The following is a 14,008-nucleotide window of genomic DNA, read 5'->3' on the forward strand; positions in this document are numbered from 1 at the left end:
AAGTGCTACGTTTACTTACTGCAAGCTAAAATCGTCTATGGATATATTATGGAAGTATCTTCGTCCGCATCGACTATTAATTGTTTTATCACTTTTACTTGCCGCATCTTCACAATTACTAAGTCTGCTAGATCCGATTATATTCGGGCATATCATAGATAAGTATGCCACAAACAAAGATCAGCTTCCTGAAAATGAACTGATCAGTGGAATCATATATTGGCTCTTGTTGGCCCTGGGAGTAGCTATACTGGCCAGCCTTTTCATGATTGTGTAATTCCTGTTGGCACAGATTTAGTAGCTGAAAACTTGCCAGCTCAACCTAAGGCATTAGAAGCTCCTGTAAATATGCAACCAGAAGTTCAGCAACAAGCTGTTCCAACTGTTCGTGATGTAAAATTAAATCCGGCACATGGTGCTCCAGGGCATAGATGCGATATAGCTGTAGGTGCGCCTTTAAGCTAATATTTAAGTAGCCATCCTAAGATGAGTCTTCTCTGCCTTTTTGTTGTTTACAAAAGATTTGTAGCACAGTGATTTAAGCTTTACCTTTACGGCTTCTAAAAAAAAACAGTCTGAATAATAATTTAAATATTGAAAATTCTGCTTTCTGTCCATTTGATGATTCGATTGAAATTAATGAACTGGCTAGAGATTTAAGCTTTTCTATCAACGATGAGCTACATCCGCTATGCAAGTTAGCAGCTACAGAATTACAACTTCATTTGCAGCACCAACAGGATTGGGAGCACAATTTCGGATTGTTAGCCGATGCAGAAGGAGTAGTTATTGGTAAAATGTTTGGCGTATTGGTTGTAAGGAAAAAAGAAGGCCAGATCGGATATTTAGCAGCTTTTTCAGGAAAACTGGCAGGTAAAAACCATCATCCTAAATTTGTTCCTCCCATATTTGACGGGCTGGAATCCGGAGGGTTTTTAAATTCCGGAATGGAAGAACTAAGTCGTATGAGCGAAGAAATCAGAACGCTCGAAGCTGAGGAAGATAAAAGTCTTAACCAGGAAATTCAACACTTAAAGCTATTAAGAAAAAACCATTCAAATAACCTGCAAGACAAGATATTCGAGCAATATCATTTTTTGAATAAATCCGGCATATCAAAAGGGCTAATGCAGGTTTTCGAGCATACAGCAGCAGGAAAACCATCAGCCGGAGCAGGAGAGTGTGCAGCTCCTAAATTGCTTCAGTACGCTTTTAGCAATGGTATGGAACCTTTAGCTATGGCAGAGTTTTGGTGGGGACTATCTCCTAAATCAGCACACTGGAAACACGGACAATTTTATCCTCCATGTCGTGAAAAGTGTCATCCAATTTTAGCACATATGCTATCCTAACAGTTTAGTTCTCTTAGTATAACTAACTATTATCAGCCTTTAATATGATATAAATCATTATTTTTTTGTGTACCATCCTCTAAATTTGGAACGATGGATTATATTAAAATATATAATGAGATCGGCGCTAAAGATATCGCTGAAGTTGGTGCAAAAAATGCATCATTATGTGAGATGTATAAACATTTAAGTCCAAAAGGAATAGTTGTCCCCAAAGGATTTGTAGTTACCGCCTCTGCATACAGGCATTATCTGCATTACAATGAACTGACCTGGCCACTTTCATTGCTGATGAAAGATCTAGATAGGACAGATTACCATAATTTAACAGATATTGGCAGACAGGCCAGGGCACTTATTTTGTCTGGTCGTTTAGCGAATGATATCGGTATGGCCATTATTGCCAGTTATGAATCTGTATTTAATCATACAACATTAGGCGTTGCTGTAAGAAGTACTGCGATAGCCGAAGATGCTCCCGAGGTAGAATTTTCAGGGCTTCACGATTCGTACTTGAACATTAAAGGAAATTATGCACTACTCCATGCTATAAAGCAATGTTACGCCTCACTTTATAGTGATCGGGCTATTCGTTACCGGGAAGATAAAGGATACGATCATAACAGGATCTTTTTATCAGCGGGAATTCAGGAAATGGTTCCCGCTGATATTGATAATTCTTTTGAATTTACTGAATAGGAGTAGCCTATTTAACGTAAACGGTTTTGATATTTACAAACTCCTGGATTCCGAATGAACCTAATTCACGACCGTATCCAGATTGATTGATGCCACCAAATGGTAATCTGGGATCTGATTTCACCAATGCATTTACAAAACAGGAACCAGCCTGCAATTTCGTTCTCGCAATTTCTTCACCCAATGCTACATTCTTAGTAAAAATTGCGGCACCCAATCCGAAACTTGTATCGTTAGCCAGTTTAATAGCATGTTCTGTGTCTTTAGCCGTTAAAATTGCCGCAACAGGGCCAAACATTTCCTCGCTGTAAGCCGGCATTCCTACTTTTATGCCACTAAGTACTGTAGGTACATAATAAGCATGTTTACCTTTAAGTTTTGGAATCTGACCTCCCAAAATACATTTAGCCCCTAATTCAATATTTTTCAATACCTGCTGATGAAGCTCATCCCTAAGATCTTCCCTTGCCATGGGGCCAAGATTTGTATCCTTTTCTAATGGATCTCCAGTTTTTCGCTGCTTCATTTTTTCAACAAAAAGAGATGTAAATTTCTTTTCAACCTCTTTAACAACAATGAATCTTTTGGCTGAAATACAACTTTGTCCGTTATTGATCAGTCTGCTATTCGCGCAAATTTCAGCTGCCGATTCCAGATCAGCATCAGCTAAAACCACATAAGCATCGCTACCTCCAAGCTCTAATACGGTTTTCTTAAGTAGAGCACCAGCCTGGGCGGCAACTTTAATTCCAGCTTCAGTACTTCCTGTTAGGGTAACTGCTTTAATTAAAGGGTTCTCAATTACTTTAACTACAGCCTTGCTACCGATCATTAATGTTTGAAAAACATGATCTGGAAAACCAGCATTCTTGACCAGTTTCTCAATTGCCAGTGCACAACCAGGAACATTTGAAGCATGTTTAAGTACACCGCAATTGCCCGCCATTAAAGCAGGAGCAAGGAATCTGAATACTTGCCAAAATGGAAAATTCCATGGCATTATAGCCAATATTACACCGATAGGCTGGAAACTTACATAGCTTTTGGCAGCCTCAGTTTTGATCAGCTGATCTTTTAAAAAGCCCTGAGCTTCTTCAGCATAATAGTTGCAAACTGATGCACATTTTTCAATTTCTGCAACACCTTCTTTAAGCGGCTTTCCCATCTCGTAAGCCATTAATTGCGCTAAGTTTTCCTTTTCCTTATCGAGCTGATCAGCGAGGTTAATCAGTAATGTAGATCTGATCGAAAAATCACTATTACGCCAACTGAGCCATGCCTTATGAGTTTGGGATACTTTGCGTATAACTGCTTCGTCATTATGTTCTCTATAAGATTTGATGATTTTCCCATTAGCAGGATTAATGGATTGTATGCCCATATGTATATTTTTTCTATAAATATGAGCAAATTTCATCTCAATATTCAATTCATCTTACACTTAAAAAAAGAGCGGCAGGGATGTTGCATAATGTATAGTATACATTGAATAAAATTTAAGATTATAACGATGAAAAAATTAACGGTATTTATATTTTTAATAGTTGCAGCTTTTAATGGTTTTGCGCAAGAAACACCTAATGGCTATGCAGATACCAAACCAGTAGCTGTGCAATTAAACAGAACTCCAGCAGCGTTGGGTATCTCTCAAAAAACGATGGATAGGGTAAAAGCCATGACAAATCCCCCGACAAACCTTGCTTTATTTGCGGTAGACAGGCGTCAGGATGGTGATAAAGCCAATTCTGATGTGATCATGATTATTTCATTAGATCAACAAAGTGGGAAAATAAAAATGTCTTCGATTATGAGAGATACTTATGTAGATATCGAGGGACATGGCAAGGATAAAATAAACGCTGCATATTCACTTGGAGGACCACAGCTTGCTATAAAAACCATCAATCAGAACTTTGATATGGATATTAAAGATTATATGAATGTTGATTTTTATAGTGCGGCAAAGATTGTAGATGCATTGGGTGGAGTAGAGGTGAATGTAAAACAACCAGAACTCGAATTTCTGAATAACTATCTTAATGAGTTGGCTATATATGATAAAATACCAGCTGTACATGTAAATAACGCAGGTCTTCAGAATCTAAGTGGCCGTCAGACGGTTGCATATACCAGGATTAGAGCGGTAGGTAATGGTGATTGGGAGCGTACTGAGAGACAAAGATCAGTTCTTGTAGCTTTATTCAATAAAATGAAAAATGCCGGTCCGGAAAAGTTCCCGGTATTAGCTTCACAAGTATTACCAAACTTAGAAACTAGTATGGCTAGTTTCACTTTAATGAGCTTTGCAGGAGCAATTTTGAATGCTAAAAATAAAGAGATAGATCAGGCAAGATTTCCACTTGATGGGCAAAGTGCGGGTAAAAAAATCAACAACATCTGGTACCTCACTACAGATTTAAAAACCACTACAAATTCAATTCATAATTTTATTTATAAAAGCATTAAGCCTGTGTCTAAATAGAAACAGGCTTAATTAAAATACCTGGTTGGCTATTTTTTAGGGACAAATCTGGTGACCTGGTGGTTGATAGGTTTGATCGTTTTAAGATAGGCGAACATTGCGCTTAAATCACTTTCTTTTAGACCTCCATACATGGTCCATGGCATTACCGTTTGGAACTGGTTATCAATGCTTGTACTGTCTGTGTTACCAGATTGTGCATGGGCTTTAAATTTATTGATAAATAGCTTTGCAGTCCAGTTTCCTATACCTGTAGTTTTATCAGCTGTAATATTCGTAGAATATACTGTTCCGGAAGGCATCATGAAATCTCTGCCACCTGCAAATTCCATCCCTTTCAGATTGCTGCCTTTATCTTGTTTAGTGTGACAATCTACACAAGCAGCTGCATTAACCAGATATCCACCATATTTTAATGTATCAGAAGGTAAAGGTTTTGTTTGCAATGTAGCAGGGGCAGGAATGGTGTTAACGATGAAATTTAATGGTACATTTAGTTTGCGTTCAGGAATCTCAGAAGATTGTTCAGGCAGTGTACGGATATAGGCTATAATATCGTATATATCTTCTTTATCCATTTTACTATATGCAGGATAAGGCATCAGGTTGATCAAGGCTTTTCCATCTTTTGTCACCCCTGTTGTAATCAAGCGAAAAAGTTCACCATCAGTCCAGTTTTTTAAATTAAATGGAGTGATGTTAGGGGAATATACTGTGCCAGGAAATCCAATCGATTCATCGAACTTTTCGCCACCTTTACCTAAGGACCCAGGTACAGGAGGGCCAGAAAATGAAGTCCAATCTCGTTGAGAATGGCAATCTATACAAAGCGTAACGTGGTTAGCCAGGTATTTGCCATTTTCAATACGTTCTGCTGTTACTTCTATTTTTAAATCGGGTGAGTCACCCACATTAGGTAAGGCGAATTTTACATAGCTTAAAGCTGAGCCTATCACGATGAATAACACCAGGGCTATGTAGATGAGCGTCTTTTGAAATTTTTTCATTTTTCTTTTAGTTAGAGAATGCCAATAATCAAAAATAACAATTTATCTAAAGGGAATAATTTTATTTTTTATTGAATTTTAAAAACACTGTTCTTGTATATGTAATTGAGGTTTTTTATACTATTTATATTTTGTGATCTGAAATATTTGTATTGTAATTACCTGTAATACAGTTTGTCATGGGGCGTTTGATCGCGATAAGTTTGGTTGAATTTGTTAGATATTACTTAGGTATGGAGATAATGTTTAGTTTTGACTATTATGAAAGCTTTAAAACCAACTGTTTGTATTGAGTATTGTCCGAAGTGTGGCTGGATGCTTAGAGCAGCCTATATGGCGCAAGAGCTATTAACTACTTTTACTGATGAAATTGAAGGTGTAATGTTAAAACCTGCAGAAGTAGAAGGAGCCTATATTATTAGTATTGATGGGGTAATTGTTTTCGATCGAAAGGAGCAGGGGAAGTTTCCTGAAATAAAAGAATTAAAACAATTGGTTCGAGATGTTGTTAGTCCTGAGAAGAACCTTGGGCATTCTGATAAAACGGTTTAATTGAAAAAGACAAGTAAAGATTAACCTATATTATGAAGAAGTACCTTTTGTGCTTTTCTTGTATATATGTTGTTGATTTCTAGCATTGTTTTTATTGGTTTTCAAGCAAATGCCAGGTCTTGATATATTGGTTGTTAACCAAAAGTTAATTTTTATAGTATTAGTGTATCGCTACTCGGAATCTCCAGGGATTTTACTCTATTTTTATAGGGAGGTAACAGGGGAATAATAGGGATATAACAGGGACATAACAGGGACAAATCCTTGCAATATTCTTGTTATCTCCTTTTAATATTTTATTTACTTTATGTTAATCGGTTAAGTTGGGTCTAATTATTTACTTTTTACATTAAAACAGGATTATTATGGCAATTATTAAGAATGGCATTTTAGGTGGTATTACAGGCAAAATTGGAACTGTTGTAGGTTATCGTTTAGATGATCAGGATGTTATCCGAAGCTTGCCAAAAGAACGTACTGTTCCTTTTACCAAGGGTGAATTGAAAAATCAGACGATATTTGCAGCTTCACAGGTATGGTTACAACCGATTACTGAGTTTTTACGAGTAGGGTTTATGGGGTATAGCGTGAGATATAGAGGTTTTGTCGCAGCAAAATCACATCTGTCTAAAAATTCCATTGTAAAAGATGACGCAGGTTTTTATATCGATCCTGAGTTGGTATTGGTGAGTTATGGTGATTTGGATTTGGCAGAAAATGCCAGTGTTGTATCTGAGAGTCCAAATACCGTTACCTTTAATTGGTCGGGCGGCAGGCATGTACATGATGACAGGGCGATGTTTTTGTTGTATGATCTTGATGCGGAAGAGCCGGAAGCTGAATTTGATACTGCAGCAGCAAAACGCAAGCTAGAAACCGGAACGTTTAAGCTGGAGAAAAATTTTTCTGGCAAAACTGTTCATGCATATCTTGCTTTTGTATCTGAAGACAGAAAAAGAAGAAGTAATAGTCAGTACCTAGGTGTAGTTACTGTACTTTAAATTGTTTTTTAATACAAATTACTATGTTTTCTATCTTAAAACAGTAGTGATTTATCTTCCAGAAATAAATAATTTGGCTTAATATCAGCGTAGTAGCGGATTTATTAATTAATTGTTTGGACAATATATATAGTAGCCCTATATTTGCACCACTCAAAAGGGAAACACTTAGAGTAATAGTTCAACAAGAATTATTGATTCCGTAGCTCAGCTGGTAGAGCATTACACTTTTAATGTAGTGGTCCTGGGTTCGAATCCCAGCGGGATCACTGAAAGCCTCAATGTAAATTGAGGCTTTTTTGTATTAACGGATTGCCAAAATCTCAATATAAAAATATTACTCTGCGTCGTAAGCGTTTTCAGGAACCTTGTTTGTATGATGTTGCAGGCGTGTCCAACTTCATGGGGCAGGAAAAATCCATAAAAAAATAGGGCAGCTAAAGATTTGCCTTTGTCTGCGGTTCCACCCATTTCTGTGAGAAAACTTTCCATTGGTGGTCCACCTATTTACCAGGTTAGCTGGTAGATTTTATTTGGCTTGGACCTATATTGCCCTGGCATAAACGTTTTTGGAATTTCTGTTGTAAGTCCTTTGAAACTAAAAGAAGGCTCAACAAGTTTTACTTTTGTTTCAATATCACGAATTAGTTCATCGTTTTGGTTTTTCAATGCAGCAGAATCCGTATAGATTTCAAAGTAGTTGTTCTGGGCTTTTGCTGTTAAGCAAAACCAGCTTAGTAGTAAGATTGATAAAGTCTTTCTCATATTGTATAGTTTTATCGATTAACTTAAACTGTATTTTTCAATCATCGATTGGCTCCACTTGTATAAAATGCATTTATGTTTTTAAGAAGCCTTAGCTAATCATGGTTGATGATTTCTTCTTTCGTTAGTATCAAAATAGCTTCTGTAATAAGGCCTCTTTTCTTTGGGTTGATACTTCTACTTCTGAGCCATCAGAAAGCTCTAAAGTTCCGCCATCTCCTTTACGATATTTAACTACATAAGTTAAATTGATAATTATCGAACGGCTAATGCGGGTAAAAAACTCATCGTCTAATATGTTTTCAAATTCTTTTAGGGTTTTGGATACCACTATTTTTTTACTGTCTGACAGTATAAATACGCTGTAGTTGCTCATGGCTTCAATCCTGATAATTTGAGTCTTATCTACAATATATACGCCTTCGGCAGTAGTCAACGCCAACCTATTGCTATTGACCTTTTCTTTTTTTAAGGATTTGTAGTTAGATTTTTCTGCTACACGTTTTCTTAACCGGGTAATGGCGGTTTTCAGTTCTTCTTCATCAACTGGTTTAAGCAAATAATCTACGGCACTTAACCGAAGTGCCTCAAGAGTATAGCTATCGTATGCGGTAGTAAAAATAACTTCAAAATCAAAGCTGCCTAAGCGTTCTAGAAACTGAAACCCATTTATTCCAGGCATTTCAACATCTAAAAAAAGCACATCTGGTTTAAGCTCAATAATGGAGCTTAACGCCTTGGCCGGCTGATTGAAAATGCCCACAACCTGTAATTCATCTTCAAAAAATTCAAGCTTCTGGCTAAGCAGTTTGCTCCCCTTAACCTCATCGTCCAATATCGCTGCTTTTAACATAGCTAGTTCGTTTAGTTAAATTTCGTTTATTTCTTTGGTGTATGCAATATGTTTCCAAGTTCTATTTATTTAGTTACTAAATCCAAAATGCCGTAGGTAGCACCTCCATTTCTATAAATATTCATCACCACCAACTGATCTCCGTATAAAGCAAAAATTCGATGTGATATCAATGACTTAAATCCACCAGGGCCATTCCATTTGTAGCCTGCCATGTTACCAACTAGGGTGTATTCTTGAAAAGACATCCCTTTGCTATTTTCATCAGATATCCCAAACTTATCTCCAATAAATTGATAATTTGTGCGAACAGCAACATTTGAATTCTGTTTATATAAAATACCAGTAAAACGATTGCCCTTTAGTCTATTTCCAAAAATCTTCTTTTCAAGTTTGGCGAAGGTTCGGTTGTTTACAGGAACAAGCGTAGCGCCATTAATTCTAAAATTGTATTCTCCGCTAATAAACTCGAGTTTTAGGTTGTTGTTAACAACAGTATATTTTCCTTCATGTAACTTACCATCTACAGTGAGGTATTGGAAGGTATTATTTTCGCCCATATTAAATATAAATGGTGTTTTAAAAATAGCAGTGGCAGAATTTGCATAATAACCAGTGATCACATAATCTTTAAGATCCGTAGTTTGACTGTTTGCCCTAAAAGAAGCAACAAATATTATAAAAAATACGAATATTGGTTTTATGTAATTTGAACTTTTCATAGCTTTTTTTTTATTGAGATTACATTAATCAATCACAATTGGATGGGTATGGTCGTAAACCGATATGGTTGCAGTGCGCCCTTCAACAATTGCCTTAATGGTAAAGTCTTCTTCCCAATTTCTATTAGTTAAATCGATATCTTTTAGCTCCCAATAACCAATTTTATTCGCAGTTAATGGATAGGTTCTATTTATCCTGTTTATTGGCCCTTTACCCTTACTGATGGTTTCTTTTTGATTGTTGTAAAGCGTTTCGTAATAGGTGCTTGTAATTTGTACTTTAAGTTTCATATTAGGTTCTGTATAGCCGTAAATTGAATATCTACCTCGTACCTTTTGTCCGTTTTTTGGAAAATAAATTTGAAGTCGAGGTATACGGTTAGCTTGTTGTATTTGAGTTACTTCAGGTTTTACCTTAATTTTTACTGGAGTGGTTTGTAGTACGCCAAATAAAATGTAACTGATGATGATTAAAGTTTTCATGTGCTTTTTTTTTAATTATTTCCCTAAAATTTAGAAAGTGTATTTAATACCGATACCACCATTTTCTGCAGAGAAACCAGAGGGACTACTAATAATATATGCAGGCTGCCAATCGGCACTAATGGCCAATGGCAGGTTAGCAAATTTGTATTCTAAACCTAAAACACCTGCTACACCAAATGTGGTAACGGCATCCGCATCGCTATCTTTCCAACTGAAATGGTTTACATGACCACCACCGCCAAGGTACCAATGCAAACCATCAACACCTTTAATTGGTGCATGATATTCGTAAAAGCCAGTAAATGCAATGTTGCTGCCCAAACCACTAGCACCGTTATATCTCAAAATACCCTCTAATGCAGCATTTTCTTTGATGAAGACTTTTCCAGTAAGCGCAACACCGTAGATAAATTTTAAACCAAGGGCCGCTTTGTAGCTCGTTGTATTTCCAGCATTTGCTTTAGTTTGCTTAGCAGATTTACTTGCATGTTTAACCCCAGTTTTTTCATCAGTATCTACAGGCTTAGTTGTTGTTTTGGTGGTAGCCGTAGTTTTGGCTGGTGTTGTTTTAGCGGTTATAGTTGTTTTTTTAACAGGCTTTTTTGTTTGCGCTTGGGCCATATAACAAATGCTTAAAAAGCATAGCGTAATAAATAATAAATTTTTCATAATTGATTGGTTTTAGTTTGATTGAATATTTTATTGGCAAATACGTTTCGATGTGTTTTTTATTGAGTTCACATCATCTATCGCTATCACTTTACCACCATTTGCTAAACCATTGTACAAGCCATCATTTGTCATACTCAGTTGATTGTTAGCACCTGGATTATTAAAACCCCACCACCATGCGATGTAACCAAATTCATTGTCTTGGCAAAGTTTCATCAATAACGTATAATTAATGTTGTAAGCAAGTCCGTTTTGAATATCTGCAATAGCCAGTTCGCCAAACACGATAGGCAATCCAGACTGCTTAAGCGCTCCAAAATCAGCTGTTATTTTAGCATCAGAATAGTTGCCAAAAAGCCCGTTGGTTGGCCAATATGCATGTACGCTAAACAGTAAATTATGTAAAGGGTCGGCATCCATTAGCGCCTTTCCTTTGTATAAGAAAAATACATGGTCCTTGCCCCAATTTGGAGCGTCGATCATTATAGGGCAAGTATAACCTGCATTTCTTAACGTTTTAACAGCGTTGATGTTAGCATCGGCATAACCTACGTCAGGCGCTGAACCATTATCTGGCTCGTTTGCAATATTTAAGATGATTGATTTCTGATATTTTTGAAGCATGCTTTTTATGCCGGCACTTGTCCACCATTGAGCGGCTTGTTGCAAATCTGCAGCTGCATTTGCGCTTCCAGTAAAGTCATGTAGCTCTAAAATCGGAATCATCCCTTTTGCAATGCATGAAGTAATTATTGGCTCTATTTTAGCTGCAGTTAGCGCAGTAATTGTACCACCGTTTGTCCAATCTTCATAGTTTCTTCCTAAAACAATACGCACGTTATTTGCACCAGTTTTTTCTATTTCTTCTAACTCTTTTAAACCGAAGTTTACAGCGAAGATACTTCCCATGTTTACCCCACGCAGTATAACTTTATTACCACATTTATCAGATAAATAGTTACCATCTTTTACGTGTAGACCTGTTGTGATGTCAACGTTTTGTTCTTTTTTATCTTTTTTGCAACTTATACAAATTGTAATGGCAAAAATTAGAGCTAAACTTATTTTTATTGTTTTCATGGTTATAAATTTGAAAGGTAATTTCTACAAAATTTGTTGTTTATAATTGTGATACAGCTGTACGTGGAACCACTTGTTTTTAGTTATTTTGGTATTGAGCTACCCCGGTAATATTTTTATTTTTCAATAACATTTTAATATTTTTATTACCCTTCCAAGAAGGCACAAATATTCCCAAAAGGTTCCCATTATTGTCTTTGAAACCTACATTATCTCCAAGTGCATAGCACTCTAAAAATGGTACATTGGTAGTAACTGTACTATTTGCAAACAGTTTTTTGTCTTCTGAAAAACGATAGTATTTAAAATATTCTACTATACCTACTTCGCGTATAAAAGTTTTTCCGCCCCAATTGGGAGCCTCATTTCTTTTAAACATTTCTGCGTTCAGTATTTCTACGGTGGTAGTGCCCGAAAACTTAAGGCCGTCCAATGAGATGTTACCAAAAGTATCGTTCGAAAAAGCAAACTCAAGTACAGATTCGCCATTTCCATTCAAATCAAATAGAAATTTATTACCGACCATCGTCACGGTGCTTATTCTACGAAGGTCGGGTGCATCATAATAGGCTTTTATAAGGTCACTTTCGTTTGTAAAATGCACCAAACGTAAACTATTATCAGCACGTTCAATCGCCACATAATAATCCACAAGGTCGTTAGCTTTTATTTCTTTTGTTGTATTGTCTATTTTATCTTTTTTACATGCTGCAAGGCTTAAAAGCACTAAAAGCATAGCAGTTATTTTTAAAATATTTTTTAAATTTTTCATGGTTTAAAACTTAATAGGCTTATTCAATTAATTAATCAAAAGAACAACTCTTTAGCATGGTATTTTACCAGAATGAGCGAATAGGTAAGTTTAATGAGTGAGCAAGGTTTTACGTGAGGGAAGCATTTTTCTTAGGTTAGCCAAAAAACAGTGAAAGATGGAAAATTGAAAGTGGTTGCACTTTTTAATGCCCCAGTTGGCTTGTCTAAATAATTTTTTTTCTTTTTTTATTACTAACGTGAGTTCGGGATAAGGAAATTAAGCTCTTTCGCTAGCGATAGCGCTTGAAGCCTTCGTTCAGCTTTTTTTTCGGTCTCTTGTTTTTCGGATTGCAGCAATAAGCCGAGGCACTTTCTTTGAAAGAAAAAAAGCAACCGAGAGTTTTTGTTACTTTTTGCGGTCAAAAAGTAAGAGCCCAGCGGCGGCGAGCTTAGAAATGTATCTTTAATCCCATTTTAAAAGAATTTCGTCTACTAGCTTAAACCGAACTCACGTTACTAAGGATTTTTGGCCGCTATAAATAGTTCATTTTTCCTTTCCAGTAGCATAATCGGTTTGTCTATACTCTTCCAATTAGGAAGAGATACCGCCATATACCCCCCATCAACTGTTTTAAAACCAATATTTATTAGCTCAGAAAAGTAAGGTCCGACGCCGCCCCATAATAACGCACCCCCATCTCCACTTGATCTTGGTTTGATACTAAAAGGAGTACCTGTATTGATTGTATTAAAAGGTGCATGGCTAGGTATCATTTTATAAGAAAGACCGGTAAAGATAGGTGCCGCCCTTGTCTTTATTATTGTAGCATAGGCAAGTTCGTTGCCTTGTCCATTAAAATTGAAACTATAAGATTTTAGAATTAACTTTCCAGTCGCATCTCTCTCAACAACAAAGTTATAAACCGCTTTTCCATCACCATAGTAATCAATACTGAATGCTGATTTTTTTAAAACTACATTTATAATCTTATTGCCTTCTAAAAGATGTGCCTGAGCCTTTATAGCCATATTATCTTCGGTAAAATATAATACCATTAACTTATTGGGGCCAATTGCATGTTCGGCTACAATGTAATAGTCCAATAGCTCTTTAGTTGCTATTTCTTCAGCAGCTGCATCTGGTGCAGCATCTTTCTTTTTACAGCTTACCAATACCAGTAACAATAGTACCGGCAATATTTTCAGGGCATTTTTTAAATTGTTCATAACAATGTCTTTAAAATGATTTTTTTTAATTACTTACCCAAACTTATCTATCCTAATGCGCCTGTTTTTAGGTAATGTTTGAAGCACACTTACCAATGAGTGAAGTGCCCCTTAGGATTAGCGAAGCAAGATTTTTTCTTGCATCGTTTAAGTATTGAAGCGCAGTACCTGTGTAAAAATTAAAGTTCGTCCCGCTTTTTGCTGCAATCTTTTTTTTGCTTTTGTCTGCTGAGGCACGAAGCATCTGCTTATCTGTTACGGATGCTTCGTGCCTCAGCATGACAGTATATTGGCGTTGCTGCGAAAAAAAGGATTTTCGCTGCAATCGGGGCTAGGAATTAAAGGCGGTGAAAAGTT

Annotated in this window: 18 protein-coding genes and 1 tRNA gene; 8 read left to right on the plus strand and 11 right to left on the minus strand. The window is 36.4% G+C overall.

From position 1 onward, the window contains the following. Positions 1–37: 37 nt before the first annotated feature. The 4 genes from WC623_RS21115 to WC623_RS21130 all read left to right on the plus strand — a co-directional run bounded on the left by WC623_RS21115 (position 38) and on the right by WC623_RS21130 (position 2,051). Positions 38–277, plus strand: a complete 240-nt coding sequence (locus WC623_RS21115; protein ID WP_372854851.1) for a hypothetical protein — start codon at positions 38–40, stop codon at positions 275–277. Positions 278–309: 32 nt separating this feature from the next. Then, positions 310–465 (plus strand): hypothetical protein, encoded by a 156-nt coding sequence (locus tag WC623_RS21120; RefSeq protein ID WP_372854853.1) that lies wholly within the window; start codon positions 310–312, stop codon positions 463–465. 260 nt (positions 466–725) lie between these two features. Next, positions 726–1,352, plus strand: a complete 627-nt coding sequence (locus WC623_RS21125; protein ID WP_372854855.1) for a hypothetical protein — start codon at positions 726–728, stop codon at positions 1,350–1,352. Between the two features lie 93 nt (positions 1,353–1,445). Continuing rightward, positions 1,446–2,051, plus strand: a complete 606-nt coding sequence (locus WC623_RS21130; protein ID WP_372854857.1) for a PEP/pyruvate-binding domain-containing protein — start codon at positions 1,446–1,448, stop codon at positions 2,049–2,051. A gap of 7 nt (positions 2,052–2,058) precedes the next feature. Here the strand turns inward: WC623_RS21130 and WC623_RS21135 are convergent, their stop codons facing one another. After that, entirely contained in the window at positions 2,059–3,432 is a 1,374-nt protein-coding gene (locus tag WC623_RS21135) for an NAD-dependent succinate-semialdehyde dehydrogenase (protein ID WP_372854859.1), read from the minus strand. 129 nt (positions 3,433–3,561) lie between these two features. Between WC623_RS21135 and WC623_RS21140 the strand changes: the two genes are divergently transcribed. After that, a complete protein-coding gene (locus WC623_RS21140) occupies positions 3,562–4,533 on the plus strand; it encodes an LCP family protein (RefSeq protein ID WP_372854861.1) in 972 nt (323 codons plus the stop codon). 29 nt (positions 4,534–4,562) lie between these two features. On the opposite strand, the gene WC623_RS21145 is transcribed toward WC623_RS21140, so the two are convergent. Next, positions 4,563–5,540, minus strand: coding sequence for a cytochrome c (locus WC623_RS21145; RefSeq protein WP_372854863.1), 978 nt, complete (start codon positions 5,538–5,540; stop codon positions 4,563–4,565). A 261-nt stretch (positions 5,541–5,801) separates the two neighbouring features. Here WC623_RS21145 and WC623_RS21150 point away from each other — a divergent pair, with 261 nt between their 5' ends. From WC623_RS21150 to WC623_RS21160, 3 genes are all read left to right on the plus strand, one after another. Next, a complete protein-coding gene (locus tag WC623_RS21150) occupies positions 5,802–6,092 on the plus strand; it encodes a SelT/SelW/SelH family protein (RefSeq protein WP_372854865.1) in 291 nt (96 codons plus the stop codon). A gap of 365 nt (positions 6,093–6,457) precedes the next feature. Next, positions 6,458–7,093 (plus strand): DUF6266 family protein, encoded by a 636-nt coding sequence (locus WC623_RS21155; protein WP_372854867.1) that lies wholly within the window; start codon positions 6,458–6,460, stop codon positions 7,091–7,093. Between the two features lie 196 nt (positions 7,094–7,289). Then, positions 7,290–7,362: transfer RNA gene (locus WC623_RS21160), tRNA-Lys, on the plus strand. 238 nt (positions 7,363–7,600) lie between these two features. On the opposite strand, the gene WC623_RS21165 is transcribed toward WC623_RS21160, so the two are convergent. The 9 genes from WC623_RS21165 to WC623_RS21205 form a co-directional block, all read right to left on the minus strand. Continuing rightward, complete coding sequence (locus WC623_RS21165) at positions 7,601–7,858, minus strand: hypothetical protein (protein ID WP_372854869.1); 258 nt, start codon at positions 7,856–7,858, stop codon at positions 7,601–7,603. Between the two features lie 130 nt (positions 7,859–7,988). Beyond that, complete coding sequence (locus tag WC623_RS21170; protein WP_372854871.1) at positions 7,989–8,711, minus strand: LytR/AlgR family response regulator transcription factor; 723 nt, start codon at positions 8,709–8,711, stop codon at positions 7,989–7,991. A 65-nt stretch (positions 8,712–8,776) separates the two neighbouring features. Further along, complete coding sequence (locus tag WC623_RS21175; protein WP_372854873.1) at positions 8,777–9,433, minus strand: hypothetical protein; 657 nt, start codon at positions 9,431–9,433, stop codon at positions 8,777–8,779. Between the two features lie 24 nt (positions 9,434–9,457). Continuing rightward, on the minus strand, positions 9,458–9,916 hold the full coding sequence (locus WC623_RS21180) for a hypothetical protein (protein ID WP_372854875.1): 459 nt from the start codon (positions 9,914–9,916) through the stop codon (positions 9,458–9,460). A 30-nt stretch (positions 9,917–9,946) separates the two neighbouring features. Further along, on the minus strand, positions 9,947–10,588 hold the full coding sequence (locus tag WC623_RS21185) for a hypothetical protein (RefSeq protein ID WP_372854877.1): 642 nt from the start codon (positions 10,586–10,588) through the stop codon (positions 9,947–9,949). Positions 10,589–10,618: 30 nt separating this feature from the next. Further along, positions 10,619–11,671 carry a cellulase family glycosylhydrolase gene (locus WC623_RS21190; RefSeq protein ID WP_372854879.1) on the minus strand — a complete coding sequence of 351 codons (1,053 nt, stop codon included), beginning with the start codon at positions 11,669–11,671 and terminating at the stop codon, positions 10,619–10,621. A 79-nt stretch (positions 11,672–11,750) separates the two neighbouring features. Further along, positions 11,751–12,443, minus strand: coding sequence for a hypothetical protein (locus tag WC623_RS21195; RefSeq protein ID WP_372854881.1), 693 nt, complete (start codon positions 12,441–12,443; stop codon positions 11,751–11,753). 497 nt (positions 12,444–12,940) lie between these two features. Continuing rightward, the gene (locus WC623_RS21200; RefSeq protein WP_372854883.1) at positions 12,941–13,651 is read right to left on the minus strand and encodes a hypothetical protein; all 711 of its coding nucleotides are present in this window, start codon (positions 13,649–13,651) and stop codon (positions 12,941–12,943) included. Between the two features lie 67 nt (positions 13,652–13,718). Continuing rightward, complete coding sequence (locus tag WC623_RS21205; protein WP_372854885.1) at positions 13,719–13,931, minus strand: hypothetical protein; 213 nt, start codon at positions 13,929–13,931, stop codon at positions 13,719–13,721. Positions 13,932–14,008: the final 77 nt, after the last annotated feature.

Source organism: Pedobacter sp. (assembly GCF_041645105.1).
Taxonomy (GTDB): domain Bacteria; phylum Bacteroidota; class Bacteroidia; order Sphingobacteriales; family Sphingobacteriaceae; genus Pedobacter.

What these genes read in the sequence shown, in the direction of transcription:
- WC623_RS21115 (WP_372854851.1), top strand. Translation starts at nt 38, where the DNA reads ATGGATATATTATGGAAGTATCTTCGTCCGCATCGACTATTAATTGTT.
- WC623_RS21130 (WP_372854857.1), top strand. Translation starts at nt 1,446, where the DNA reads ATGGATTATATTAAAATATATAATGAGATCGGCGCTAAAGATATCGCT.
- WC623_RS21135 (WP_372854859.1), bottom strand. Translation starts at nt 3,432, where the DNA reads ATGGGCATACAATCCATTAATCCTGCTAATGGGAAAATCATCAAATCT.
- WC623_RS21140 (WP_372854861.1), top strand. Translation starts at nt 3,562, where the DNA reads ATGAAAAAATTAACGGTATTTATATTTTTAATAGTTGCAGCTTTTAAT.
- WC623_RS21145 (WP_372854863.1), bottom strand. Translation starts at nt 5,540, where the DNA reads ATGAAAAAATTTCAAAAGACGCTCATCTACATAGCCCTGGTGTTATTC.
- WC623_RS21150 (WP_372854865.1), top strand. Translation starts at nt 5,802, where the DNA reads ATGAAAGCTTTAAAACCAACTGTTTGTATTGAGTATTGTCCGAAGTGT.
- WC623_RS21155 (WP_372854867.1), top strand. Translation starts at nt 6,458, where the DNA reads ATGGCAATTATTAAGAATGGCATTTTAGGTGGTATTACAGGCAAAATT.
- WC623_RS21165 (WP_372854869.1), bottom strand. Translation starts at nt 7,858, where the DNA reads ATGAGAAAGACTTTATCAATCTTACTACTAAGCTGGTTTTGCTTAACA.
- WC623_RS21170 (WP_372854871.1), bottom strand. Translation starts at nt 8,711, where the DNA reads ATGTTAAAAGCAGCGATATTGGACGATGAGGTTAAGGGGAGCAAACTG.
- WC623_RS21175 (WP_372854873.1), bottom strand. Translation starts at nt 9,433, where the DNA reads ATGAAAAGTTCAAATTACATAAAACCAATATTCGTATTTTTTATAATA.
- WC623_RS21180 (WP_372854875.1), bottom strand. Translation starts at nt 9,916, where the DNA reads ATGAAAACTTTAATCATCATCAGTTACATTTTATTTGGCGTACTACAA.
- WC623_RS21185 (WP_372854877.1), bottom strand. Translation starts at nt 10,588, where the DNA reads ATGAAAAATTTATTATTTATTACGCTATGCTTTTTAAGCATTTGTTAT.
- WC623_RS21190 (WP_372854879.1), bottom strand. Translation starts at nt 11,671, where the DNA reads ATGAAAACAATAAAAATAAGTTTAGCTCTAATTTTTGCCATTACAATT.
- WC623_RS21195 (WP_372854881.1), bottom strand. Translation starts at nt 12,443, where the DNA reads ATGAAAAATTTAAAAAATATTTTAAAAATAACTGCTATGCTTTTAGTG.
- WC623_RS21200 (WP_372854883.1), bottom strand. Translation starts at nt 13,651, where the DNA reads ATGAACAATTTAAAAAATGCCCTGAAAATATTGCCGGTACTATTGTTA.
- WC623_RS21205 (WP_372854885.1), bottom strand. Translation starts at nt 13,931, where the DNA reads ATGCTGAGGCACGAAGCATCCGTAACAGATAAGCAGATGCTTCGTGCC.